Source organism: Chryseobacterium sp. CG10_8 (assembly GCF_058117085.1).
The window spans coordinates 1-25,254 of the sequence record NZ_JBYVEB010000024.1; the positions used below are offsets into that span (position 1 = coordinate 1).

Sequence of the window (25,254 nt, forward strand, 5' to 3'; positions counted from 1 at the left end):
TTAATATAATCAGGGATAATTCCTTTTGCGAAAAGAGAGAAATGATAACATAAAAAACACTCCAAATCGGAGTGTTTTTTATTGTTTCGTATATAGATTGATTAACTTCTAACTGTTGTTTTGTACACTTGAAAGTTAAAGATAAATGTTCTGTTTCTCCAGCTATATCCTCCATAAGCATAATGTGAATCTCTTGCAAAAGCAGCACGAGAAGGGACGATGATAACTCCCTGTAGATTATAGTTGTCAGAATCAGGAATGTCATAAGCTTGGAAATGTTGAAGACCTTCTCTTAAGCCCTCAATTTCAAAATAACTTTTACCCCAAGTAGTACTATTGTTAGTGTTGTAAGTATCAACAAAAGTTTGTGTAGTGAAATAATATTTTGGATCAATACTAGGTGTTCCTGTTCCGTCAATTGAATTGGTTGAATCAAAACTCAAACCTGCCGTTAGGCTAACAACATTATCAGTATTGGTTGCAACATAACCATAAGTTCTGTGCATAAATCTAATAACATCACTTTGTCCAATCGTTGTTCCAGGGTCTGGTTGTGCTCCGTTTCTTACAATATAAATGACACCAGACGATAATTTGACTGGGTTAAGTGCAGAAAGTTTGGTCTCATTGTCGTCCGAAGAATCACTAGAATCAAAAGCCTTAATATTTCCTGTGGAACTAAGATAATGTTCGTCCAAGTATTTTTGAATTGCTTGATCATCGTATTGATTTTGAACTGCAATGTCTTCTGGCTCTACATATGTATCTGTATCATCCTTCTTACAAGATGAAATAAATACAGAAAATATTAGCATTGACAGGAATATTCGTTTCATTTTTTTATTTTTATATCGGTAAATTGAAGAAACAAAAGTATAAAAATTATGCGAATAGATAAATTTTTGTGGTATGTAAGATTTTATAAGACACGAAGTCTGGCTACTGACGAGATAAAAAAGAATAGAGTTTCGATAGGTGATAACGCTGTGAAGTCCTCTCGTGAGGTTAAAGTTGGAGACGTCCTTGTGGTTAGAAAAAATCAGATTTCTTACACAATAAAAATTTTTGAACTGCCTAAAAGTCGTCTTGGCGCAAAACTTGTGCCTCAGCATGTTTTGGATATGACGTCGAAGGAAGAATATCACAAATTAGAGATGAGATTGATGGAACAAAAATATTATCGCAATCGGGGAGAAGGGAGACCAACCAAAAAGGACAGAAGAGAAATTTCCGATTATTTGGAAAATAATGAGGAGGCACAGACTACAGACTGGGATTATTTTTTCGCATCAGAAGATAGCGACGAAAAAGGTGAAGATTAAAGGAGTGATTTAATAATCTTCTCTGCAATTTCTTCAGGCGTTTTGTTGTCAACATCGATGGTGAAATTGGCTTTATTATAGAAAGAATTTCTTTCAAATAGATGTTTGGCAATGAATTCTGGTAAATCTGCATCGTGAATTCGAGCAATCATTGGTCGATTGGACTTCTCAGAAATCAATCTTTCGGCTAAGGTTTTAACAGAAGCTCTAAGATAAAAACTCTTGGAGTATTGATTAATAATATCTATATTGTTGTAGTAAACTGGAGTCCCTCCACCAAGACTTAAAATCAAATCTTTTTCGGTCGATAAAATTTCTTTTAGATACTCATGTTCTGTCTTTCTAAAGTAGATTTCACCTTTTTTTGCAAAAATTTCAGGAATTGACGAATTGATTTTAGATGAAATGTAGTCATCCAAATCAATTTTTTTTATGCCTGTTTTTTCACATAGAATATTGGAAACCAAAGTTTTTCCGCTTCCCATGTAGCCCATCAAAGAAATGCTCATTGTAAAAAGGTTTCGACAAAGTTGATAAAAAATTTTGAGAATATAAAAAAAGGCTTATCTTTGCACCACTTTTTACAGAGCATATCCAATGTGTGATGTAGAAGACCTGGTAGCTCAGCTGGTAGAGCAATACACTTTTAATGTATGGGTCCTGGGTTCGAATCCCAGCCAGGTCACAATAAAAAGTCCGTATTTATTACGGTTTTTTTTTGCCTGTGTGGTGAAATTGGTAGACACGCCATCTTGAGGGGGTGGTTTCCTACGGATGTGCTGGTTCGAGTCCAGTCGCAGGCACAGTCAAAATGTTTAATAAAATATGTTTGATAAGTAGTTTTTATCCTATTAATCAATCATAAATTATATAACCGACTCGGTAGCTCAGCTGGTAGAGCAATACACTTTTAATGTATGGGTCCTGGGTTCGAATCCCAGCCGAGTCACTAAAATTACTGTAAAGTAATTTTTTTCATATTCATATTTTTGTGATTTGGTGTTCGAAAGTTCTGTGAGGGCTTTCGATTTTTTTTTTAATCCAGATGCATATTGTCAATCAAACGTACCTCTCCGACAAAAACAACGATAAATGCTCTGAATTGTTTGTCTTTGTAGAAGAAATCAGTACTTTCTAAAGTGCTTTCGTCCGCAATTTCAAAATACTCCAGTTTCATGTCTTTCTGATTTTTGAATATTTCTTCTACTCGCGAATGGATTTCGGGAATAGTTACTATGCGAAACCAGTCATTTACTTTAATTAAAGTTTCGTGAATTATTTTGGCCGCATCTCTTTGGTCTTTTGTTAATCTTTCATTTCTGGAGCTCATGGCAAGTCCACTTTCTTCACGAACTGTCGGTACTCCATGTATTTTTACAGGAATATTATATTTTTTAACTAATTTTTTGATGATGGCAAGTTGTTGGTAATCCTTCTCACCAAAGTAAGCATTGTCTGGTTTTACTTGTCGAAAGAGTGTTTCAACAACGGTTCCGACGCCATCAAAGTGGCCTGGGCGAAATTTGCCTTCCATTTTGTTTTCGATACCGTCGAAATCATAGGATTTGCTTTCGAGTTTTTCTGGATACAAATCTTCATTGCGAGGCACATATACTGCGTCAACATTACCTGTATCTTCCAAAAGTTGAAGATCAATACCTACCGTTCTTGGATATTTTTCCAAATCCTCAACGTTATTGAATTGAGTTGGATTAACGTAGATAGAGGCAATGACTAAGTCGTTTTCTTTTCTCGCAACTTTATACAGAGTCAAATGTCCTTGGTGTAATGCGCCCATGGTTGGAGCAAAACCAATTTTTTTTCCCATTTCTCTTTGACGCTCGATATAATCTTCTAAAGTTTTTTTGTTTCTAAAGACTTGCATAGGTTGACTTTTGTGATGCGTAAAATTAGAAAAAATTGTTTGAGGATTTTTTGTTAATCTCAAAATTTTTTGAAACTGGTTTAGGATTGATTAACCGATATGTATTAAAATATGTTAATTAAAACGTATTAGTTTAAATTTTTGTAATTTTGCATAAATGAAGGTGTAGTTTACGCACAAGATAAGCCAATTTTTTATGACGGATCAGAAGATTTTGTACATCACAACAGAAATGTTTCCCTATCAGGAGGAAAGTAATATAGCGACCATGACTAATAATCTGGCGCTCAAAATGTATAATGAAGGAAACGATGTCCGAGTATTTATGCCTCGATTCGGATTAATTAGTGAGAGAAAGTTTCAATTACATGAGGTTATCCGATTATCAGGGATGAATGTCATTATTAATGACCTTGACCAACCTCTTATCATTAAGGTAGCTTCTTTGCCTGGTGAGAGACTTCAAGTATATTTTATTGATAACGAAGAGTATTTTAAGAGAAAACTCTACTATAAAGATGAAAATGGCGTGCCTTTTGAAGATAACGGTGAACGCGCTGTTTTTTTTGCGAGAGGGGTAATTGAGACCATTAAGAAGCTGAATTGGGTTCCAGATCTTATTCATTTAAGTGGTTGGATGGCATCATTTATTCCAATTTACCTTAAAACTTATTATAAGAACGATGCGTTCTTCAAGAACACCAAGATTGTATTGTCGGTGTATAACGAAGAAGACGTTGCATTGGATAGTAATATTAAGGATATCCTGAACTTCGACCAGATTACATCGCTCAATGCTATTGAAAACCCAAGTTTTCAAAATTTTGTTATTGACAGTATGGATTTGGTAGATTTCGTATTGAAAGGAGATGAGTTTTTGGATGATAAACTTGATGCGGCATTTAACAAAAGTAAAACCAACAAGTCAGAGTATCTTGATGTAGACTCTGTTGTAAAAGTATATTAAATTTGAAAAAATTAATGATAAAAAATATTCAACAATTATTGAAATTAACTTCTTTGTTTATACTAGGAAGTTTCTTTTTGCACCAATGTGAACCAGATTCGGACACATTAGGGGAGCAGTTTTTTAGTGATATTACAGCGGATGCTAATGAGCAGTCTTTTTCTATAATTGCATATAATCAGAATAATAATGACAGTATTAGAAGTGATAATCCAAGGTTAGATTCTGCGAGGCTAGGTGCTTTTACAGAAAGTGTTTTTGGGATGCAAAAAGCTTCATATGTTACACAGGTCAGAATGTCTAGTTATGATTATGATTTTGGAGATAATGCGGTTGTTGACTCTGTCGTTTTGGTATTGACACCAGCTATACAAACTGCTACGGATTCTGTTACAACGACCACCAATGAAAATTATATTTATCCAGACGGAAGTGTAGCTGCCAAAATGGTGGTTGATAACTATCCTGTTAAAAAATATGGTAAATATAAGATTGGAGGTGTGGATACTTCATTTAATTTAAGAGTTCATGAAGTAACTGACTTTTTGGGAGCATATAGTGACGAAACCTATTCTAATAAAACTGTTAATTATTCTACTCTTCTCGGTTCTAAAACTTTTGATGGTACAGTTAATAAAGTTGCTATTACAAAAGATGATGGCGGCTCTTCATTGTGGACTTCTGATGGAGCGAACATTAGAATTCCTTTGAGCAGTACCTTCTTTCAAACTAAAATTCTTGATCATCAAGGTTCAGCCGATTTGAAAGATGCCGCTGGTTTTATAAGATATTTTAAGGGAATTAAGATTTCAGTGGATGAAACTGATGGCTACCTATTTCCTTTTGCAACGAATAGTGCAAAAATTGTGATGTACTACAAAAGAGATGTTACTTCCAATGGGACAACGACATCTCAGCAAACTACGTTTTCGTTTCCTTTAGGAAGTTCAAACGCTCATATTGCTTTATATGATTATGATCGAAGTGGTACAGCATTAGAAACTGCTTTGGCTGGTTCTAGTTCCAATGGTGACCCTCTATTGTTTTCGCAAGGTATGGGAGGACCTAGTATTAGGGTGAAAATTCCTGATAATGTCATTACAGGTCTAAAGCAAAAATACACTCAGGATAAGATTGGTATTATTACCGCTAAGATTCGTCTGTATACTGATAATACTTCAGTATGGAGTAATCGATATACCCAACCTCGATATTATACAATTACAAATTTTACAGAAACTTCTAATAAAGTTACTCGTGAGTTTGTGCCTGATATGACAGCATTGTCGGGTGCGGCGGGATTTAGTTTGTTTGGAGCTTATAATTTATACAGTGATCCGTCATATTATGAGTTTACAATTACAAAATCAGTGAAAGATATTGTAGAGTCTGGTAAAACTAATAGTGAATTTATGATAGACCTTGGCTCTTTTGCAGTTAATAGTACTACAAGTACTTTATATGGTGCTACTAGAACTACCAGGACTTATGATCCGCATCGCGTTGTGCTTGTAGGAACAAGTTCCGATAATCCTAATAGTGCACAATTGAGAGTAGTCTACGGAGTAAAATAATTAAATACCTTAAAAAAAATATGTGTGGAATAGTTGGTTATACAGGTTTTCAAGACGCTTACGAGGTCGTCATTAACGGTCTCAGAAGATTAGAATATCGTGGTTATGACAGTGCAGGAATTGTTTTGGATACCGAGTCTGAAAATTTTAAAGTAGCAAAAACTAAGGGAAAAGTTGATGATCTTGTCGCTATATCTGAGCAATTGAAAGGTCAGTCAAATTTCGGAATGGGACACACAAGATGGGCTACTCATGGTGTTCCTAGTGATAGAAATTCACATCCTCATATCTCAAATAATGGAAAAATAGCAATTGTTCATAATGGTATCATTGAAAATTATGATACGATTAAAAAAATGCTTTCGGAGAATGGTTATGTTTTCCACTCCGAAACTGATACAGAAGTGTTAGTGAACCTAATCCAGTATTTCATGGATATTAAGGGTGAGATTGATTTTCCAACTGCGGTTAGATATGCATTAAATGAAGTATATGGAGCTTATGCTATTACGGTGATGCACGATGATTTTCCTGGAGTTTTAGTAGTTGGTAGATTAGGATCTCCACTTGCGATTGGTTTAGGGAATAATGAATATTTCATTGCATCTGATGCCTCTCCATTTGTTGAATTTACGAAAGAGGCTATTTATCTAGAGGAAGGTCATATGGCTACCATTTCTTTAGAGAATGGTGTAGATATTAGATCAATTAACGATAATTCTAAAATAGACCCGGCTATTCAACAGCTTAAGCTCAGTTTGGAACAAATCGAAAAGGGCGGATACGAACACTTCATGTTAAAGGAAATTTTCGAACAACCTAAATCGATTCATGATACCATGAGAGGAAGACTTTTAGTTGATGAGGGAATTATCAAAATGGCGGGTATTTGGGATTATCTTGAAAGATTTAACAATGCTCAAAGGATCATCATAATTGCTTGTGGAACTTCTTGGCATGCTGGATTAATTGGAGAATACCTTATCGAAGAATATGCAAGAATTCCGGTAGAAGTAGAATATGCTTCTGAGTTTAGATATAGAAATCCTATTATATCGGATAAAGATGTAGTTATTGCAATTTCTCAATCTGGAGAAACAGCTGATACGATGGCGGCTTTAAAACTTGCTAAAGAAAAAGGTGCTTTTATATATGGTATTTGTAATGTTGTTGATTCTTCAATTTCTAGAATTACAGATGCGGGCTCATATACGCACGCAGGTCCCGAAATTGGAGTAGCTTCTACAAAGGCGTTTACAGCTCAGTTAACTATTCTTTCTTTGATTGCTCTTAAGTTGGGTAAACATAATGGAAATCTGAGCAATGCAGAGTTCATGAAGTTGATAACAGAATTGGATGCCATTCCGAAAAAAATTGAAGAAGTGCTCGAAACAACCCATGAAATCACAAAAGATATCGCTAAAGATTTTGTAAATGCACAAAACTTCTTATATTTGGGAAGAGGTTATAACTATCCTGCGGCTTTGGAAGGAGCGTTGAAACTGAAAGAAATTTCATACATTCACGCTGAGGGATATCCAGCTGCTGAAATGAAGCACGGTCCGATCGCGTTAATTGATGAGAATATGCCGATTGTGATTATAGCCCCTAAATTGGGACATTATGATAAGATTGTGAGTAATGTTCAGGAAATTAAAGCTAGAAAAGGAAAGATCATTGCAGTTGTTAACAAGGGAGATGTTCAGGTTAGTTCGATGGCAGATTATGTTATCGAGATTCCAGTAACATCAGAAAGTTTTTCTCCAATTGTAGCATCTGTGCCTTTACAATTACTAGCTTATTATATTGCAGTTTATAGAGGAGCAAACGTAGATCAGCCAAGAAATCTTGCAAAATCGGTTACCGTAGAATAAAAAAATTACTATCCTACAATAATCTAGTTTTTTTTGCGTTTTTTCTTAAAAAATCTTAATAGTTTCTTAAAAAAATTATATATTTACCGCTTAATTATAAAATTAACATGAAAAGGATAATTCTTTTATTATTGTCAGCGTCAGCAGGTCTAGTTGTATCATCTTGTTCCGGAGGAAGCAGTTCAGCTGGAAAACCAGGAGTAAAAGGCGAGTTGATACCTAACGAAAGATCGAGCAGTTTTGTTCCGGAAAGACCTTATGGTACAGTAGCAATCCCTGGAGGTTCTTTTGTTGTTGGTCTTGCAGATCAGGATCCAACAAACACTCCTGAAAAAGCGCCATTAAAAACAGTAACTGTTTCTGCGTTTTTTATGGATGAAGCCGAAACAACCAATGCTGAGTACCGAGTTTTTATCAATTATGTAAGAGATTCTATTGCTAGAACTATGTTAGCTGAGGCTGCTGGTGAAGGTTGGGGTGAAGGTGGAGGAAAAGGAACTCAGATCAGTGATTATGCTTATGTTGCAGCTGAAGATGGTGATTTGACACCTTTTCAAGAATATCAAGAATCGATTGGAGGAAGAGATGAAGGGCCAGGTAATAAAAAGTTAGACTGGAGTATTCCTTTGCATTGGAATACATCAAACTATCCAGATGTTGAGTATGCTGAAGTTATCGAATCTTTGTATCTACCGGCTTCTGAAAGATTCAAAAACGAGAGAATTATTGATGCTAGTAAATTAAAGTATTCTTATCAGTGGGAAGATTACGGTTCTGCTATTGCTGCTGGAGAAAGAGGTGCTAACTATGTTAAGAGACAAAGTATTGCAGTATATCCTGATACAACAGTGTGGATCAAAGATTTCCACTATACTTATAATGAACCATTATTCGAACAATACTTCTGGCACAAAGCTTATAAAGAATATCCTGTAGTTGGTGTTACTTGGGAGCAAGCTAAGGCTTATTGTGATTTTAGAACTAAAATTAAGACAGACTATAACCAAAGCTTGAAAAAGAAAAAGGGAGTGCCAATGAGTTTTGATTTGCCAACAGAAGTTGAGTGGGAATATGCTGCTAAAGGGGGTATCGAAAATGCTACTTATCCTTGGGGAGGACCTTACTTAATCAATGATAGAGGATGTTACCGAGCTAATTTCAAACCTAAGAGAGGTAATTATATAGAAGATGAGAAAAAGGGAACTTATATGTATGCTGGACCGACAAGAAAATTTGAAAAGAATGGTTTTGGTCTTTATGATATGGCTGGTAACGTTTCCGAATGGACTCAATCAGGATACAATAATTCAACTTATCAATTCGGATCTACTTTGAATCCTTCAATTGGAAACAGATCAGCAGATACAAAGAAATCTGTAAGAGGTGGTTCTTGGAAAGATGTTGGTTATATGTTGATGACTGGGGCTAGAGATTGGGAAGCTAAAGATTCTGCAAGAAGCTACATTGGTTTCAGAACCAAGCAAACGATTCCTGAGGCTGCAGTTAAGCAAAAGAGAAGATCAACAAAATAAAAAAAGTACACAAACTATTTAACGAATTTAATACCAATAAATATTATGGCTAGAGGTGTTTTCACAACAAAAGAAGGGATTTATAACTTCATTTACTCATTTGGTGCTGCAATTGTAATCTTAGGAGCACTATTCAAAATTACTCACTTTCATATCGGTCCAATTACAGGTAACCTTGCGTTAACTGTTGGTCTTGTAACTGAAGCTTTCATTTTCATCGTTTTTGCTTTTGACCCGCCGAAAACTGAAGAAAGCTATGCATGGGAGAACGTATACCCTGAATTGTTAGACAAGCATGCAAAACCAAATCCTTTGCACGCTAATGTTAAAGGTGGTGCTGTTGATTATGTTGCTCAAATTGAGAATTCACTATCTGGTAAGTTAGATAAAATGTTAGAGGATGCTAAGTTAGATGTTGGTTTGTTCGAGAGACTAAGAACTGGTATTGACAAGTTCTCTTCTTCTGTTGATCAAATTAATCAAACAGTTGATGTATCTGCTTCTACCCATAAATATAACGAGCAATTGAATAAAGCTGCTCAGCATATGGAAAGTATGAATCAATTGTATGTAATGCAATTGGAGAGCGGACAGCAACAAGCTGAATATAGCAAAAAATATGTCGCTGATTTAGAAAAGTCGGCAGCTCATTCTGAGAAATTTAATGAAGAATTAAACGGATTAACGTCCAACCTTAATAATCTTAATAGAGTTTATGGTGGTATGCTTACAGCAATGAAGTCTTAATTTCCTGAACCCTTTCTAATTAATTACTTAATTTAAAAAAAGAAAAAAGAAAATGGCACAAGGAAAACAGACACCACGTCAGAAGATGATCAATTTGATGTACCTCGTGTTCATCGCAATGATGGCGTTAAATATTGACGTGGAAATTATCCGCTCATATTACGAGTCTACACAATCTCTTCAGGCTACAAGAAAATTGACTGAGCTAAAGAATACCAATATTTTTGAGAAAACTCTGGAAGCAAAGGCGGTTGCTGTTCCTGATACTTATGCTCAACCTTGGTCTCAATACCAAGTTTTAAAGCAAATGATTGATGGTTTAGTAGTTGATGTAGATGGTATTAAAGGTAAACTAAAAAAGGATTCTGATTTTGTTGAGATGGGTCCTGTTACAAAAAAACCTGTTGATATTGGGGAGAATTTTGCAGCTCTTAATAATAATGAAGCTACAATGGCTTACTTCTTTTCTGAAGGTGATGAAAATAAACCTTCAAAAGGAGCGAAAGATTTACAAGCCAAAATGACTGAGATTAGAGATTATATCAGTAAGACTTTTAGTTCTAATCCAAATCTTAAGACATTAGTTGATCGAGCTAATGATGCTTTGAAAACGGAGTACCCTGGTGGTAAAGGTCCAAATGGAAAAAATTGGATTCAAGATAAGTTTTACAATCAACCTTTGGTAGCAGCAATTTCGAATTTAGAGATTATCCAGAATGATGCGAGAAATGTACAATCAGATGCGTTAGCTATGATGTTGCAGGAAAAAGTTGATGCAAGTATCAAGTTCAATGAGTACGAGGCTGTTGTAAAGGCTCCAATTGATGTTGTAAAAGGTACTAATGCCACAGCAGAAGTTTATTTAGCTTCTTACTCTAATAGTAACAAAATTACCATTAATGGGGTTAGTCGTCAAGAGAATGGTAAAGGATATATTCCTTTGAATACTGGTTCTGTTGGTGAGAAGACAATTAGTGGATCAATCAATGTATTAATGGCTGATGGTAAGGTTGAAAATATACCATATACTCATAAGTACAACGTAACTGCTGGTAGAACTGAAGTTGATTATGAAACTGGTGCGTTGGTAGTAGCTGATAAGATGAATGTGATGTATCGAAATTTAGAGAATCCAATTTCAGGGTCTATTCTTGGAGTGAATAACACTAAATTATCTTTGACTGCAACAGGTGCTACGGTTAGGCCAAAAGGTAATGGGAAATGGGATGTTATTCCTGGAGCAACCAATGTTGTTAAATTGACCATTTCTGGTACTGGCCCTAGAGGAACTACTTCTCAATCATTTGATTTTAGGGTGAAACCAGTTCCAGATCCCGAGGGACAAATTAGAGGTAGAAAAGTTGTTAGTTTACCAGCGACATCTATTTCAAATCAGCTTGTTACTGCTGCATTACCTGATTTTGATTTTCCAGTTACCTTTAATGTTACAAGATTTTTATTTAAAATCCCTGGTAGAGCTGCAATTCCTGTGACAGGCAACAGCCTTAGAGCAGTTGAAGGTGCGGTTAGAGGATTGAGAGCTGGTGATCAAGTGGCGATATATGGAATTGAGTATACAGCTCAGGGTTTACCGGCTAGAGTTGGACGTGAAGCCTCACCAGTTGTTATTAATGTACAATAATTTATTTGAAATATAATTTGCTATGAAAAAATATATTAGTGCAGTTTTAGTGGCTTTTTCAGCTATTGCGTTTGCACAGACTATTCTAAATGCGAGTTCTCCAGAAGAGTTTAGAAAGATGAGGGATGATAACATGAAGAAGGTAGGTGATAGTTTAGTTTCTAATGAAGTGGATCCCCTTTCTTATGGTTATATCGAAGATAAAGACATCTTGAAAGCAGTTTATGTTTGGGAGGTAATTGATCTTAATGATAGAGTTAATCAACCATTTTATTATGATAATACTTCATCTCTATCTAATCAATCAAAGTCTCTATATTCGATCTTGTTAAAATCTGCTTTATCTGGTGAAATTAAAGAAGTTTATGCTGATGAGAATTTTGAAACAAAGCTTGATGAGGAGGGTATTAAGCGAAGTTTGATGAGGGAGGTTTTGTCACCCCAAGCTCAAGATATTTTGGAGTATAGGCAGCTTACACCAGAGGAGAAGGTTCAGTATACTGACAGGTATGAAACGACTTCTGCTACAGTTAAGATGTTAAAGATTTTTGGGATGTGGTATATTGATAAAAGAGATGGACAAATGAAGTACAGACCTCTTGGTATCGCTGCAATGGGTCCAGACCCTACAACTCTTGGTAGAATTGGTCCAGATGGTTTACCTCTGTATTCCAGTGATGAGTTGGTAGATCTTTTTTGGATTTACTATCCAAGTGTAAGAAAGATTCTTGCTAATAATATTGTTTATAACAAAAATAACACTTCTTCTGATTTAACCTTTGATGACTTATTAAATGCTAGAAGATTTACTTCTGTGATTTATAAGTCTAGTGATGGTGTTGGTGATGGTATGATTAAAGATTATATTCCAAGAAATGCGGATGAGCAAATTGAGGAAAGTAATAGAATCAAAGGAAAAATCCTTGAAATGGAAAATGAAATGTGGAATTATTAATTTGTAATTTCATTTAGAAATAAAACCTAAGTATATTTGCTTAGGTTTTTTTTATGAAAAAAGTTGATTATATCATCGTTGGAGATGGCTATGCTGCTGTCTTTTTTGCGCACCAATTGATATTACATGATAAGAGTTTTGTTCTATATTCTGACAAAGCTAGAGGTGCATCGCATGTTTCAGCAGGTATTGTGAATCCTGTTGTCCTAAAGAAGTTCACTCCCTTTTGGAAAGCCAAAGAGCAAATTTCGGATTTATTATTGACTTGTAATCAGATGAGCAAGTATCTATCTGTGGATTCTCTTATTAATGAGCCTATACTTCGCGTATTTCATGATGAAGGTGAAAAAGAACTGTGGTTAAAGAAATCCGCTAGGGAGGAGTTAGCACCGTTTCTTTCAAATCAGTTTAAAAGCCTTCCAACAGTTAATAATCCATTTGGTGTAGTAGAGGTTTTACATTCATATCGTTTAGATGTTCCTAGATTTTTCAATTCGTTTTTCGATTATCTTGGTAGTAAAGGAAATCTGGTTGAAGAGCGATTTGATTTCGAATATTTGAAATTGAGTGAGAAGGTTTATAAGGATACCATGTTTGAACATATTGTTTTTTGTGAGGGGATGGAAGTCAAAAATAATCCTTTTTTCTCCGCAATTGCAGTTAATCCTAATAAAGGTCATCATCTTTCGGTTGGTCTTTCCATGAGAATTGATGACAATTCGACAATCAAGAAAAAGCATTTTCTTTTTCCTTTAGATAGCCAATCATATTACTATGGTGGAACCTACGACCGCGAATCTCTTGAAGAAGGAATCGATGCATCTGCCTTAGAGCAGCTCGAGAAGGGATTGAAAGAGCTTTATCCTCATCCATATATGGTAAATGAGGTGAAATACGGTTTTCGACCTACGACAAAGGACAGAAGACCAATACTTGGTCGTCATGTTGAGCATCACAATTTGTATGTTTTTAACGGCCTCGGCAGTCGTGGAATTTTGAATGGCAATTACTTTAGCAAAGTCCTTTACGAACACATTGAGAATGGTATAGAACTTCCTCCCGATGTCGACCTTCAACGTTTTGTTAATGATTGATTTTGATATATTATAAATTTGAACTACTTTTGCAGTCGCTTTTAGAGAGGTGTCTGAGTGGTTGAAGGAGCTAGCCTGGAAAGTTAGTATACGGGTAACTGTATCGAGGGTTCGAATCCCTTCCTCTCTGCAATATAAAAATGCAATTTATTGTTAATCAATATTTTGCATTTTTTATTTATTAGAAACGCACGACATCTGCACGACTATCAATTTCCCAAAATCTTCTTAACTTTCTGTACAGTGCCTAATGAAACAGAGCAAAGTTTTGCTACATCTCGCAAAGATTGTCCTTTTTTTAGATATTTTACCACTTCTTTATATTTGGAGAGGATTTGTTCATCAGATTCTTTTGAACCCTTTACACGACCTTTATAAACTCCTTTAGCAATAGCAATTCTGATTCCTTCCCTTTGTCTTTCAAGAAGCGTTTCCCTTTCCATCTCTGCAATATTAGCCATTACAGAAATAATGAGTTTAAAGGCAGAATTTGGCTTGTTTTGGACTAAACTTTCTAATCCTAGGTTTTCTACCTTTAATATGATATTCTTTTCATTTAATAGCTCTATTGTAGCCAATATGTCAAATAAGTTTCTTCCCAATCTATCTATGGAATGAACACTAATATAGGTTATCAATCCATCTTCAATATCCTGAATCATTCTTTTGCCCTGTTCTCTTTCTTTAAAGGGAATTGCACCACTCACAATATCAATGTAAAGTTTCTCGCTAGGATGGTTCTTTTGTTCTTGTCTTTCTGTCTTTTGGTTTCCTGTGGAAACTCGAATATATCTTGCTTTCATTTTGATTAGGTATAAAGCACCCCTTTTTACAGAGGTGCTGTATTATTTTGGTTAATAATTTCTAAAATAGTGATTGTTACTTGTTGAATAATCCATCATAATATCAAAGCTCGTTCGTTCCCAATCAATATGAATATAATTTGGTAGCTCGGGTAAATCTCCTGTTTCTTCTAAAATATATTGTACAAAACCTGCATCGTGGTTAAATTCTCCATAATAACATTCATTAACCCTATTGATAATATCGTAAATATCATTTTCAGAAAAACAATCTGCAAAGGCTTCTAATACTTCTAAATCATAATTTGAAGAATCAATAGCATTTGCAATTTCGTAAATGTCTTCTGAAATGTAACACTCTGAAATCAATCCCAAGTCTTTAAATAAATTAGAGCATTCGTAATCCTGAAACATAAATTCAGGGGCTTTTTCGTCTTTGTGTAGTTCTTTCATGGCTTCCTGTAATTCTTCACAATCAGAATAATCAGAAAGTTTTAACCATTTCCCAAACAAAGAGCCTTCATTGTACTTTTTGTAAGTTCCTACATAGATTTGGACTTCATCCAAACAATTTTGTAAATTTGTCATGTTGATAAATTTTAATTAGCGTTAGACTTTATTAATTACTGCCTTGTTGTACTCCAATACTTCAAGGCTTTTTCATACTAGCTAATTTACAAAATTTGATTTAATGTACCAAATTTAAACTGGTTGCTTTTGATACATTTCTAAAGTTTTATTTATGTTTTTTGAAGAAGTTTTTTTGTACTACATTATAACCATAGTCTAACTCTGAACAGGCTTTCAAAAATCTATATCATAAAAAATATTACCTAAAATCTGCTTCATAAAATTTTATTTTATCAAATCTGAATAGATAAGAAAAAATGTTGCTTTTTTCAGAGATGGGGAGTACACCATAGAATGAAATTTGATGTGGGAGGGTTGTTGCAGGTGGTTATATACGACTGATACCTAAAACAAATTTCACAGTTAAAATATTTAATAACTAGTGATGATTTTAATTATTTTTGTACACATAGAAAAGCGAAAAATTGAAAAAAACAATACGAAAACCTGAAAATTGGCAAGACTTTGAAAGTCTTTGTAAAAAATTATGGGGCGAACTATGGGAAATTCCTCATGAAATAAAAAAGAATGGAAGACTTGGACAACCTCAAGCAGGAGTAGATATTTTTGGAATTCCAAAAGGACACACTAATTATTTTGGCATTCAAGTTAAAGGGAAGGATGATTATTCTAATGCAAAATTAGATGTTAAGGAAATTGAAAATGAAATAGAAAAAGCTAAAAATTTTTCTCCTCCTTTGAGTGTATTCATCATAGCAACTACTGCCAATAAGGATGCGAAAACAGAACAATATGTAAGAGAAAAGGATATTGAAAGCAGAAATAAAGGCATGTTCAAAATTTTACTTTTTTGTTGGGAAGATATTGCAGACCTCATTGAGGAAAATAGAGAAACCTTTAATTGGTATGTAAACGAAAATAACTTTAGAGACAAATATGATGTAGATGTTTTTATCAGCGATTTCAATACTAAAGAGACAACAGTAAATCCAAAGTTTGAAAATCTAACCAAGATATACAAATTTGGAACGAAGCCCTTTAATGGTCTCTATTCATCATTTTTTAACATCAAACCATTTTCAATCTATGGCTCAAATGAAACGAACCATGCATGGTGTGAAATCGAAATAATCATAGAGAATATCGGAACTGTTGTAATTGAGGATTGGAAATTAAATTTGGAGTTATCTGAAAATATAAAAAAAATAGATGATGGCTGTGATATTCATTGGATGTTATCTGATGATATTAAAAAACACATGAGAGAAAATAGGACAACCTATGCTTATGAAGAAGATAATTGTGTAAAGTATTTTCCTGTGAAAAATTCTCCATTAATTCAAAATGACAATAAATATTTCAAATTCTACATAAAGCCATTACCAAATTCTGACCCAATTACCATAAAATGGACTTTGTTAGCACGAAATTTTAAAAAAGAAGGAGAATTAATCATTAAAAACGAGCCTATTATTAAAGAAAGAATAGAAACAATATGGGTAGATAGTTTAGGTGATGTTAAAGAAACGACTACTGAAATTATTGAATTAATAACTGAAAATGAGAATTAAATATTAGCAAATACAAAAATGAGTGCATCTTCTGCTTTAAAGGGATACAGAACGCAGTTTCTCTATTCTTTGTATAAAATATTAACAGAATATGAAAAAGGATATGTATATAAGCCTGAGGGTTTATATGAAGATTTGGACATTCTTGATAACGAAAACAGTTATATAGAAATCATACAAATCAAAAATTTAAATTCCAGACTTGTATTTAGTGATTTATTTTCTAATACATCATCATTTTTTAGCAGAGCAGAAAAAGCAATTAATAAAAATAAAGACTGTATAATTAAATTAATTTCATTTGGAGAAATTAGTGATGAAATAACTGATTCAAAGAAGCTAGATAAGAAATTAAAAAGCAAAAATTTCAAACAGGATAGCATTAATAAAATTATCGAAAATTTCAGCTATGAAGTTATTGATGAAAAAAATATTGAAGATGAAACACTGAAATTAATAAAAGAAACTAATCTTTTTTCAGACCCTAAAGTATCTTTAGAATTGCTTATTTATTGGTTATATATTTTAGGGGAAAATAAAAAATCTATTCAGTCAAAAGATTTAATTGTCAATTTACAAAAAATAGGGAAATTCATTACTGAACAAGAAACTTTTAACAAATCATTCAACAATACAATACTCCCTTTAAACATTAAAAATTTTGAAAATGAAGATTTAGAAAAATACAAAGATGGATTCTACTATGGTGTATCTGCAAAATATGAACACATTTTAGCCAATTTGGATATTTTGCGAGAAGAAAAGCTAACACAAATAGAAAACTCATTCAAAGAAAGCAATATTGTTTTTATTCATGGAGCATCTGGACAAGGTAAAAGTACCTTAGCATATAGATATTTAAAAAACTATGGAACAGAAAATATAATATATGAGCTAAAAATATCAGAAAAGCTCAATGAAACTTATGATACTATAAACAGTTTGGGTGCTTTAAGCAAAGGACTAAAATTCCCAATATTACTTTACCTTGATATTAAACCCCAAAATTCTAATTGGAATGAAATACTAAAAGAACTGTATGGAAAAGAAAATATAGATTTCTTAATTACAATAAGACAGGAAGATTGGAATGTAAGAAAAAATGATTTACAACAATACTATAACTTTCAGGATGTTGAATTAAATTTTAACAAACAGGAAGCCAAAGTAATATATGACTCATTATCGAAACACAAAAAAGATTTAAAATTTACAGATTTTGAAGAATCATGGATGGCATTTGGAAAGAAGGGATTGTTGTTGGAATATGTTTATTTAATTAACCAAGGAGACACATTAAAAGGAAGGCTCTCTGAACAAGTTCAAAACATTAGAAATAGAGCATCTAAAGAAAATACAGATGAGTTAAATATATTGAAATATGTTTGCTTGTCAGATTCGTTTAATTCAAAATTAAGTTATAAAAGACTTATCAATCATTTAGGGATAAAAGTTCCAATAAAACATATTAATGATTTGGAGAAAGAATACCTATTACAATATTCTGAAAACAAAGAGTATATATTAGGACTTCATCCTATAAGGTCAAAAATATTATGTGAAATTCTCTTCGATGAAGATGAATATACAGACATAAATGAGTTTATCAGTAATTCCCTTTCTATAATTGATGAAAATGATTTACATGAATTTTTATTATATTCTTTTGAAAAAGGATATGATGTTCGTACATGCATTGATGTTTTACAAAATGTAAACTTTAAAACCTATTTAGGATATAAAAATGTATTCAATGCTTTATTATGGAAGGGTATTTACGATTTTATTTTTGAAAAAAACTTTAAATCTTTCGAGAAGTTAAGAGATATTTTGGGAGATGCTTGGTCTTTAGGATTGCCATTTAATTTTTCAAATGTACATGGAGGAAGTATGCATGATATAGTTAAAAACATATTTTCTGAAGAAAAAAATGAAGCCATTACAAATATTCATAAGAGCTTTTCAGATAAAATTTTTGTTTTTGAATATGTAACAGAATGGTTTAAAAAAATATCAATTCCTAATTTATCTATAAATACTGGTAATGAACTAGATTCTGTTTCAGAAATTATTTTTTGGAATAACTATTTGAAAATAGACAAAACTATTGAGTTTAACAATAATGACATCTTAACTCTTTCACAAAATATGCAAGGCATTGAAAAAGAATTTTCCAAATTCCTGTTTTCTATACAAATAGCTTTGCAAAATGATGAAAACTTCATATCTAAGATTAAAAATAGGGTTGTTGAGCATATAAGAAGTGAATATAATATCCCATATTTTGTAGAAAGTGAAGACATTATAGATGTTAAGTATTTTTATAATCCTCTAAAGTATGAAGAACAGGATTTTCAGGTAAGGGATAATCTTTTTCATGAACTTACAATGGAAATCATAGAGCTTCTTAGATACATTTTCCCAACCAAAAAAACATATAAAGTTAAAGGAATAGCTTTAACGAATTTTCTTGGGGTTGATTTTCAATACGACCCTTCTGAAAAAAATATAAGTAATGAAAATCTTCCTATTGATTATTTAGTTAATATCAATTCATTAGTTATAGGAATATTCAGATTAAGTTATATAAATTTAAAATGGTTTAGCTATATAAGTTTACTGAATGAACGAAGAAATTTGTATAATGAGCTAATGAATAAATTGGTTAAATCTTTTGCTGATTATTTCAGAACCAACAATCACACAATATTTGCAAACGCAATAGACTTAATAGATTCCAAAATCTATAACTTAAATGAAATTTCTTTACCTGGGGATTATGATAAATGGGGATATAAAATAACCTCTTTTGAAGACAGATTTTCTTCGTATAAAAAATACCAAAAAAATTATTTTCAGGGAATTGAAAATTTTTTAAGACAAATAGGAGGTAATATTCTTGCGATTTATAAAGAAGTATTTGGCATTTCTAAAGAGGATTACAACCATAATGTTACCTTTTATAATATTAAAGAAGCTCTAAAAAACAATATATGGTTCAGGGAGGAATATAATAAGTTTTTCAGTAAGTATGATGAATCTTCAAGCCTGAAACAATTAGAAGAATCAGAAATAGATAATTTACAAGCACTTTTTTATTGTTGGAACAAGTTTCATGCTCGACAAAATGGAGGAAATAAAGTTTTTAAAGATTCTCAAAAGTTATTAATTAATGAAAAAACTAACTTAACAAAAAGACTTAAAACAGAAAGGGAAAAAATCAAGCAAGAAACAGGTTTTATGTTTGATATAAATTTGAATACTGAATTAGAAAAAAACCTTGTAATAATAGCAGAAGTTTTTGGAAATGATTATCTATATTCTATACTAGTTGCAAGAGAATTAGTGAGAAGAGTTTTGCATACAGGAAGCCATTTTAGTGCTAAAAAGTTGCTTATCGAAACGAATATAAAATCTGTAATCTACATACCTACATTATTTGGACATCCAATAAACAATAAATCATTTGAAATAAACCTAAATCATCTTGAAGAAGAAACAACTCCAGATGAGTTTTATAAGTATATTAATTTTTTTAATGTCACTCCTAAATGTGTGAACGATTACTTCCAATTTGAATCATGGAACACAAGAATTGATTCCCTTAAAAATTATGAAGCTAATATGGGTATAATTTCTACGCTCATATTTTTTTCAAATCAAGAAGAAGAATTAAGAAAAATTCATATTGATAAAAATGATAATATAGGCACACAAATTATTTTTAATTATTTCGATAGTGTGAAAATTTTCATGAAAAATAAAATTTCTAACGAAATCAAATTATGGAAAAAAATAGATAATGAAATAAACAATAAAAACTTATATAACAACACCCTATTAATACTAGAAAATTATCTTGCTGATATTAAGCCAAAGAATGAAAAACTACAATTATTACAAGAAGAATTTGGAAATGAATATTACATCTTTGCTGATAAAATGATAACCAAAGATTTTAATGATTAAAGGCTTATATTTTTTCAAAAATTAATTTTGTTATGATGAAACTACTATTACGATTGAGTAAGAAAATATTGCGATTTTTCAAAAACCCTTACACTCCATTAGAAAATCAAATATCAATCAAATTACTACCAATAATGGCAATCTTACCATTCGCAGGATTTGTTTACTTGGTTTTTTTCATGGGAAAATTTGGGATTGGTTATGAATCCCTGTATTTTAATGTAAACGATTGTATAACTGTATTATATGAAAAAGGAATATTATTTTTTCTAATTGCAATACTTTTAATAGGTGCTTCGCTACCACTAATCTCTATTGTTATAGATTTTTTCAAACAAGATGAAAAAAAGGAAGAAACAAAGAATTGGCATGTTTTGGGTCTTTCAGTTTTCCTTTGGGGAATAATAATATTTACTTTTTATAAGTTTAAAGTAATTCCACATGAAGGCATTTTTTGGTTGTCAATTATTTTGCTTTTTGCAATTTTGGTCTTTTTGTTTAAAAATAGAATTGAAGGAATTATAATGGCTGTTATTTTTCTCACATTTTTTAGCATACTATATGCAGTAACTGATGCTGAAAAAATAAAGAAAGAGAAACCAAAATTTGACATTATACTAAAAGACGATGGAAAACCATTAAAAATACTTTCAGAAACTGATAGTTGCAGTTATTTTATCAGAAAAACATCTGATTATATTTTTATTATGGATACTTGTAAGAATAAGGTAATAACTTATCCTGCTTCAGATTTAAAATCAGCAAGTTTTACTTCAAATAAATAATTCTATTTTTAGTTTTGATTATAATATTGTATAAAAATATCAAAATTAATTCCAAATTCATTATTTCATCAACAGAAACATACATTTAAACTACTTTAAATAAAGAAATTGACAATGAAATTTCAGTTTTGTTTATAATATTTAGTAGGTTTTGAATTTGTTTTTTAGGGCTTCAAAAATGGCAAAAATAAGTAGGATATATATAGGCTTCGCTCTCAATGCCTTTCCATAAATTTTTATTGCCAGTCAAAACAATATTCATAAATTTACAACAGAATTTTATCGAAAAAATATAAGCGTTAGCTTTATTCTGTTTATAGGAAATCTCGCAAATTATCTAAAAGTTACACAGAATAAATAGTTGATGTTCATGCCATAGGCGTGGACTTTTCCTATTTGTGTAACTTGGTTTCGCGAGAACCTCCTATTTACAAATATGGTTTAGTTCCACGCTGTTTGCATTTAATAACCCTCCATATTGGGACTGTATGGAATAAAAACTCAAATTATGAAATATTTATTTTTAGTCTCATTTGCTTTTATGACTTTGTTTTCATGTCGTAAAGATGACGAGCCAACCTACCACGATGTTGAATTGAAAGTTACAAGTATAGGAACATTTAAAGTTTGGTACAATTATTCAAGAAATCCTGAAGCTAACGCAGACTATCTTGTACAACCCCCTGTACAGTATGACAAAACTTTTTCTAAAAAAGTATCATTGAAAAAGGGAGATTTCTATACTCTAAAAGTTACTCCTACTACCTATCAATATACTGCACAGGTTATTGTTGATGGAAAAGTAGCAGACGAAAAAACAACAGATAGCTACGTAAACATAGATAGAACTTTAAGCTATTAATCCTTAAAATCTATTGCTATGATATTCATCATTCTAATTTTATTAGGTTTGTTTTTGTGGTGGAAATTTAGAGATAGTCAATCTAAAAATGAATTTGGTTTACCCAATCCCAAATCTCCTCCAAAAGGATATACAAATGTTACTCTACACAATAGTCTTGTTGATGCAAAAGATGGAAGGGAATTTTTAAGCAAATTTATTTCCTTTGAAATGACAAGAGTAATTAATGAGGTCAAATCTACAATTCCTGAACAAGAAAGAGAATTTATTTTAGGATATTCTTTATTAGACTTACAAAACAAATTCATCGAAAATGCTCCTGAAATTGCCAAAGAAACCAACCTCCCTTTAGATGAGGTTCGTAGCATTGTTCTTAAATCTTTTAGAGAAGTTTTGCAATGATTAACCTATAGACCTTTCCCAAAACTATTGTAGATTCTCATTTTGATTTAAACAATAATTTATATTTCAGATTTATTAAATTCTTAAAGAATTGTTTAAAATTTATCAAAAATATTAACCACATACAATCTAAATCCTAACAATTCGACTGGCATGTTTTTTAGCCTCTCCAGTCGATTTTTTTATTTTAAAGAAGAAGAATATACTTATGTGAATCCTAAATCCTCTTTAATTGACTTTAAATATTTTTCAACTGTACTTTTAGAAAGTTCAGATTTTTTTGCAACATTTCTTATGCTCATTTTTCCTAATTCTTCAAAATCCCAATTTTCAAGAGCATCTCTGATTTTTGCTTTTGATTTCACTACTTTATCCTTTGCGACATTTTTGCCAACGAAAGATTGTTTTTCACTTTTAGACATGGATTTGGTTTCATCAAAAAAGAATCTCTTGGAAGCATTGGGTTTTAGTTCTATTTCGTCTTGCTTTTCATAGACTTTTTCAATACATTCTTTCACTTCATTATATGGCAAAGGAATTTGCATTTTATTTTTATTGATATAATGGATATATTTTTCAAAATTTTCTTTATCAATATTGGGATTCAATCCCCTTAGATTATAAATAAAGCTCTTGAGAAAGTTTTCTCTATTGCCTTCTTTCACTTTTGCAGGAAAGAAAGTTTTTACAAAAGGTAATTTGTTGTGTCTTAAATCGCAAACTCCATTTTCATCAAAAGAAATATCTATATTTTCTTTAAGTTCCTGTAAATTATCAAATCTTAATTTTGTCCCATTTAGGTTGCACCCTGATAAAAGAGATTTATTACAAATGAAATGGGACACTTTTTCATCATCTATTTTCACATCCTTTTCATTGGATTCTGTAATAGTGGTAATATTTTCATTGATACTGATGTTACCCAATACATCATTTACATTAATAATTTCTGTGTTGTCATTGAAATAAGCATTTTCATCATAGGATAAAACTGTAAGTCTGTCTATCGAGATAGCTGCACTATCATAAGGAAGTTCTAAAGACTTAGCAATTTCAAAAGTAGCAGGTTTAAAATTATCCTTTGTCAATCCATCCACTTTTACAATAACTGTGTAGCCATTATTGGATAAACTTTTCCAATAAGCACATACATAAGTTGTATTAAACTGAATATCAGTTGTATTATCGACATCAATATAGAGGTAGCCTGTTGAGGTATCAGTATTTTCTCCTTTGATGTAGTTGTTTTTGTAATTGAAATTAATTGTAGTACATGGGAGCTTTTGGGTTTTTATGTACCTGTATGAACTATGATTTTTACCTAGCTCTCTTGCTTTCAACAAATCAGGAATTTCTTCTCTTCCTTCTTTTGATGAGATATACTGAACAAGACTTTTAAGGTCAGGTATTGTTTTAACGATATTCCTATTTGTAGTGGATGGTATGATTTGAAACATATACTTTGGTTTAGAAAAAGGCATAGCAATGGCTCTGCAAAGATGTTTCACTATGCCTTTAGTTATAAAAAATTAAAATTTAGTTGGGTTTAGAACTTCCTGAATGCAGAATTTTGGGAAGTAGAATTGTGAATTTTTTGATTGCAGAAAAAACAGATTTCTACAATCTTGCCACCTTCCATTTCATAAATGGTTTTTGGAACAGTAGAGTTGTTGCAATTACTACATGGTTTCTTTTCCCCAACATTTCTAAACTCAATTTTCCTTTTGACCCTGATAATTCCTTTTTCATCTTCCAATAATTTTGCATTGGGAATTTCTCTTATTGCCTTTCCATCTTCCAATTTTGTATTTGCTATTATTCTATTTTGTGGCATATCTATATTTTTAAAAGTTCAACTGTTTTCATAGGAAATTCTCTGACTTGGAATTTTTCCTCCCATTCATTTATTTTCCCTCCATGTCTGTCTTTCAGACCTAATATTTTTGCTTGATGAGTTCCTAACTGCTTTACAAAACACTTTATATTATTGGCTTTAGCATCAGTTATTAGATTTTCAACCCATTGCAATTCCATTGGTCTATACCTAAATTTTCCATTGTCATTTCCACTTTCGCCACCAATGATGCACCAATCTAACAGATTCATATTTTCATCCCATTTTATTTCTCCCAAAAGAGGTTCAAAACTTGTAAATGTGGTGCAGGGAAGCTCATTCAGATATTTTATTCTATCCACAAATTCCTGACTTTCCACAGAAACACCAATCCAAACATTATCCAGCTCATTAAAGAAACTAGGGAGATGGTCTTTAATTCTTTCAGGTCTTTTAGTAAGAATTTGGTAAGTGTGATGTGGAGTTCTTCTAATGATTTCCCATGCTTCATCCCTCCAAGCATCTGCTTCTTCAATAAACCAATCACTCCAAGAACAGGTAAATATCACTCTGCCTTCTTTCCATTTCAGAGGTTGATTGAACATAGTTTTCGATTTCAAAACTTTTGTAGGATGTTGTCCATACCTTTCTTTGTCCCTGAACATATAACAAAATTTGCATCCTGCTGATACTTTTGAACAGCCATGCCAAGGATTCCATGTGGATTTTGTCCACTGAATTTTCGTTTCTTTCATAATTTTAAAATTTTAATTGAAGGCACTACAAAGCCATTGCGTAGAATGACCACGCCTTCGAGCTAAACATAATTTTTAATTGATTTTTAG

The 25,254-nt window shown here is 32.1% G+C and carries 22 protein-coding genes and 4 tRNA genes; 18 read left to right on the top strand and 8 right to left on the bottom strand.

Features of this window, described 5'->3' with window-relative positions; translation table 11 throughout:
• Positions 1 to 101: 101 nt before the first annotated feature.
• The gene (locus tag AC4AGG_RS06010; RefSeq protein WP_489771088.1) at positions 102 to 836 is read right to left on the bottom strand and encodes a hypothetical protein; all 735 of its coding nucleotides are present in this window, start codon (positions 834 to 836) and stop codon (positions 102 to 104) included.
• Positions 837 to 884: 48 nt separating this feature from the next.
• On the opposite strand from AC4AGG_RS06010, the gene AC4AGG_RS06015 reads away from it, so the two are divergent.
• Positions 885 to 1,322: an RNA-binding S4 domain-containing protein gene (locus AC4AGG_RS06015; protein WP_489771089.1), complete on the top strand. Its 438-nt coding sequence runs from the start codon at positions 885 to 887 to the stop codon at positions 1,320 to 1,322.
• Here the strand turns inward: AC4AGG_RS06015 and AC4AGG_RS06020 are convergent.
• The gene (locus AC4AGG_RS06020; RefSeq protein WP_489771090.1) at positions 1,319 to 1,831 is read right to left on the bottom strand and encodes a shikimate kinase; all 513 of its coding nucleotides are present in this window, start codon (positions 1,829 to 1,831) and stop codon (positions 1,319 to 1,321) included. The two genes, AC4AGG_RS06015 and AC4AGG_RS06020, sit on opposite strands and share 4 nt — an antisense overlap.
• 103 nt (positions 1,832 to 1,934) lie before the next feature.
• Between AC4AGG_RS06020 and AC4AGG_RS06025 the strand changes: the two genes are divergently transcribed.
• From AC4AGG_RS06025 to AC4AGG_RS06035, 3 genes are all read left to right on the top strand, one after another.
• A tRNA-Lys gene (locus AC4AGG_RS06025) sits at positions 1,935 to 2,007 on the top strand.
• A gap of 35 nt (positions 2,008 to 2,042) precedes the next feature.
• Positions 2,043 to 2,125, top strand: a tRNA-Leu gene (locus AC4AGG_RS06030).
• 73 nt (positions 2,126 to 2,198) lie between these two features.
• Positions 2,199 to 2,271: transfer RNA gene (locus AC4AGG_RS06035), tRNA-Lys, on the top strand.
• Positions 2,272 to 2,358: 87 nt separating this feature from the next.
• Here the strand turns inward: AC4AGG_RS06035 and panC are convergent.
• Positions 2,359 to 3,207: a pantoate--beta-alanine ligase gene (gene panC / locus AC4AGG_RS06040; protein ID WP_489771091.1), complete on the bottom strand. Its 849-nt coding sequence runs from the start codon at positions 3,205 to 3,207 to the stop codon at positions 2,359 to 2,361.
• Positions 3,208 to 3,403: 196 nt separating this feature from the next.
• On the opposite strand from panC, the gene AC4AGG_RS06045 reads away from it, so the two are divergent.
• From AC4AGG_RS06045 to AC4AGG_RS06085, 9 genes are all read left to right on the top strand, one after another.
• Entirely contained in the window at positions 3,404 to 4,174 is a 771-nt protein-coding gene (locus tag AC4AGG_RS06045) for a glycogen/starch synthase (RefSeq protein ID WP_489771092.1), read from the top strand.
• 14 nt (positions 4,175 to 4,188) lie between these two features.
• Entirely contained in the window at positions 4,189 to 5,748 is a 1,560-nt protein-coding gene (locus AC4AGG_RS06050; protein WP_489771093.1) for a DUF4270 family protein, read from the top strand.
• A 20-nt stretch (positions 5,749 to 5,768) separates the two neighbouring features.
• On the top strand, positions 5,769 to 7,622 hold the full coding sequence (gene glmS, locus AC4AGG_RS06055; RefSeq protein WP_489771094.1) for a glutamine--fructose-6-phosphate transaminase (isomerizing): 1,854 nt from the start codon (positions 5,769 to 5,771) through the stop codon (positions 7,620 to 7,622).
• Positions 7,623 to 7,729: 107 nt separating this feature from the next.
• Complete coding sequence (gene porK, locus AC4AGG_RS06060; RefSeq protein WP_489771095.1) at positions 7,730 to 9,154, top strand: T9SS ring complex lipoprotein PorK/GldK; 1,425 nt, start codon at positions 7,730 to 7,732, stop codon at positions 9,152 to 9,154.
• A 45-nt stretch (positions 9,155 to 9,199) separates the two neighbouring features.
• Entirely contained in the window at positions 9,200 to 9,901 is a 702-nt protein-coding gene (porL, locus tag AC4AGG_RS06065) for a type IX secretion system motor protein PorL/GldL (RefSeq protein WP_489771096.1), read from the top strand.
• Between the two features lie 52 nt (positions 9,902 to 9,953).
• Positions 9,954 to 11,543 carry a type IX secretion system motor protein PorM/GldM gene (porM, locus tag AC4AGG_RS06070; protein WP_489771097.1) on the top strand — a complete coding sequence of 530 codons (1,590 nt, stop codon included), beginning with the start codon at positions 9,954 to 9,956 and terminating at the stop codon, positions 11,541 to 11,543.
• A 22-nt stretch (positions 11,544 to 11,565) separates the two neighbouring features.
• Positions 11,566 to 12,498: a type IX secretion system ring subunit PorN/GldN gene (porN, locus tag AC4AGG_RS06075; protein WP_489771098.1), complete on the top strand. Its 933-nt coding sequence runs from the start codon at positions 11,566 to 11,568 to the stop codon at positions 12,496 to 12,498.
• A gap of 53 nt (positions 12,499 to 12,551) precedes the next feature.
• Positions 12,552 to 13,592: an NAD(P)/FAD-dependent oxidoreductase gene (locus AC4AGG_RS06080; protein WP_489771099.1), complete on the top strand. Its 1,041-nt coding sequence runs from the start codon at positions 12,552 to 12,554 to the stop codon at positions 13,590 to 13,592.
• A gap of 43 nt (positions 13,593 to 13,635) precedes the next feature.
• A tRNA-Ser gene (locus AC4AGG_RS06085) sits at positions 13,636 to 13,722 on the top strand.
• A 79-nt stretch (positions 13,723 to 13,801) separates the two neighbouring features.
• Here the strand turns inward: AC4AGG_RS06085 and AC4AGG_RS06090 are convergent.
• Positions 13,802 to 14,395, bottom strand: a complete 594-nt coding sequence (locus tag AC4AGG_RS06090) for a recombinase family protein (protein WP_489771100.1) — start codon at positions 14,393 to 14,395, stop codon at positions 13,802 to 13,804.
• Between the two features lie 51 nt (positions 14,396 to 14,446).
• Positions 14,447 to 14,983: an antirestriction protein ArdA gene (locus tag AC4AGG_RS06095; RefSeq protein WP_489771101.1), complete on the bottom strand. Its 537-nt coding sequence runs from the start codon at positions 14,981 to 14,983 to the stop codon at positions 14,447 to 14,449.
• Between the two features lie 467 nt (positions 14,984 to 15,450).
• On the opposite strand from AC4AGG_RS06095, the gene AC4AGG_RS06100 reads away from it, so the two are divergent.
• The 5 genes from AC4AGG_RS06100 (at position 15,451) to AC4AGG_RS06120 (ending at position 22,575) form a co-directional block, all read left to right on the top strand.
• On the top strand, positions 15,451 to 16,557 hold the full coding sequence (locus tag AC4AGG_RS06100; RefSeq protein WP_489771102.1) for a hypothetical protein: 1,107 nt from the start codon (positions 15,451 to 15,453) through the stop codon (positions 16,555 to 16,557).
• An 18-nt stretch (positions 16,558 to 16,575) separates the two neighbouring features.
• Positions 16,576 to 20,526 carry a hypothetical protein gene (locus AC4AGG_RS06105; protein ID WP_489771103.1) on the top strand — a complete coding sequence of 1,317 codons (3,951 nt, stop codon included), beginning with the start codon at positions 16,576 to 16,578 and terminating at the stop codon, positions 20,524 to 20,526.
• A 32-nt stretch (positions 20,527 to 20,558) separates the two neighbouring features.
• Positions 20,559 to 21,311, top strand: coding sequence for a hypothetical protein (locus AC4AGG_RS06110; RefSeq protein ID WP_489771104.1), 753 nt, complete (start codon positions 20,559 to 20,561; stop codon positions 21,309 to 21,311).
• A gap of 508 nt (positions 21,312 to 21,819) precedes the next feature.
• Complete coding sequence (locus tag AC4AGG_RS06115; RefSeq protein ID WP_489771105.1) at positions 21,820 to 22,173, top strand: hypothetical protein; 354 nt, start codon at positions 21,820 to 21,822, stop codon at positions 22,171 to 22,173.
• 18 nt (positions 22,174 to 22,191) lie between these two features.
• The gene (locus tag AC4AGG_RS06120; RefSeq protein ID WP_489771106.1) at positions 22,192 to 22,575 is read left to right on the top strand and encodes a hypothetical protein; all 384 of its coding nucleotides are present in this window, start codon (positions 22,192 to 22,194) and stop codon (positions 22,573 to 22,575) included.
• A gap of 206 nt (positions 22,576 to 22,781) precedes the next feature.
• Here AC4AGG_RS06120 and AC4AGG_RS06125 read toward each other — a convergent pair whose 3' ends face one another.
• The 3 genes from AC4AGG_RS06125 to AC4AGG_RS06135 form a co-directional block, all read right to left on the bottom strand.
• Complete coding sequence (locus AC4AGG_RS06125) at positions 22,782 to 24,032, bottom strand: hypothetical protein (protein ID WP_489771107.1); 1,251 nt, start codon at positions 24,030 to 24,032, stop codon at positions 22,782 to 22,784.
• Between the two features lie 89 nt (positions 24,033 to 24,121).
• Entirely contained in the window at positions 24,122 to 24,409 is a 288-nt protein-coding gene (locus AC4AGG_RS06130; protein ID WP_489771108.1) for a hypothetical protein, read from the bottom strand.
• Between the two features lie 2 nt (positions 24,410 to 24,411).
• Positions 24,412 to 25,164 (bottom strand): DUF5131 family protein, encoded by a 753-nt coding sequence (locus AC4AGG_RS06135; protein WP_489771109.1) that lies wholly within the window; start codon positions 25,162 to 25,164, stop codon positions 24,412 to 24,414.
• Between the last annotated feature and the right edge of the window lie 90 nt (positions 25,165 to 25,254).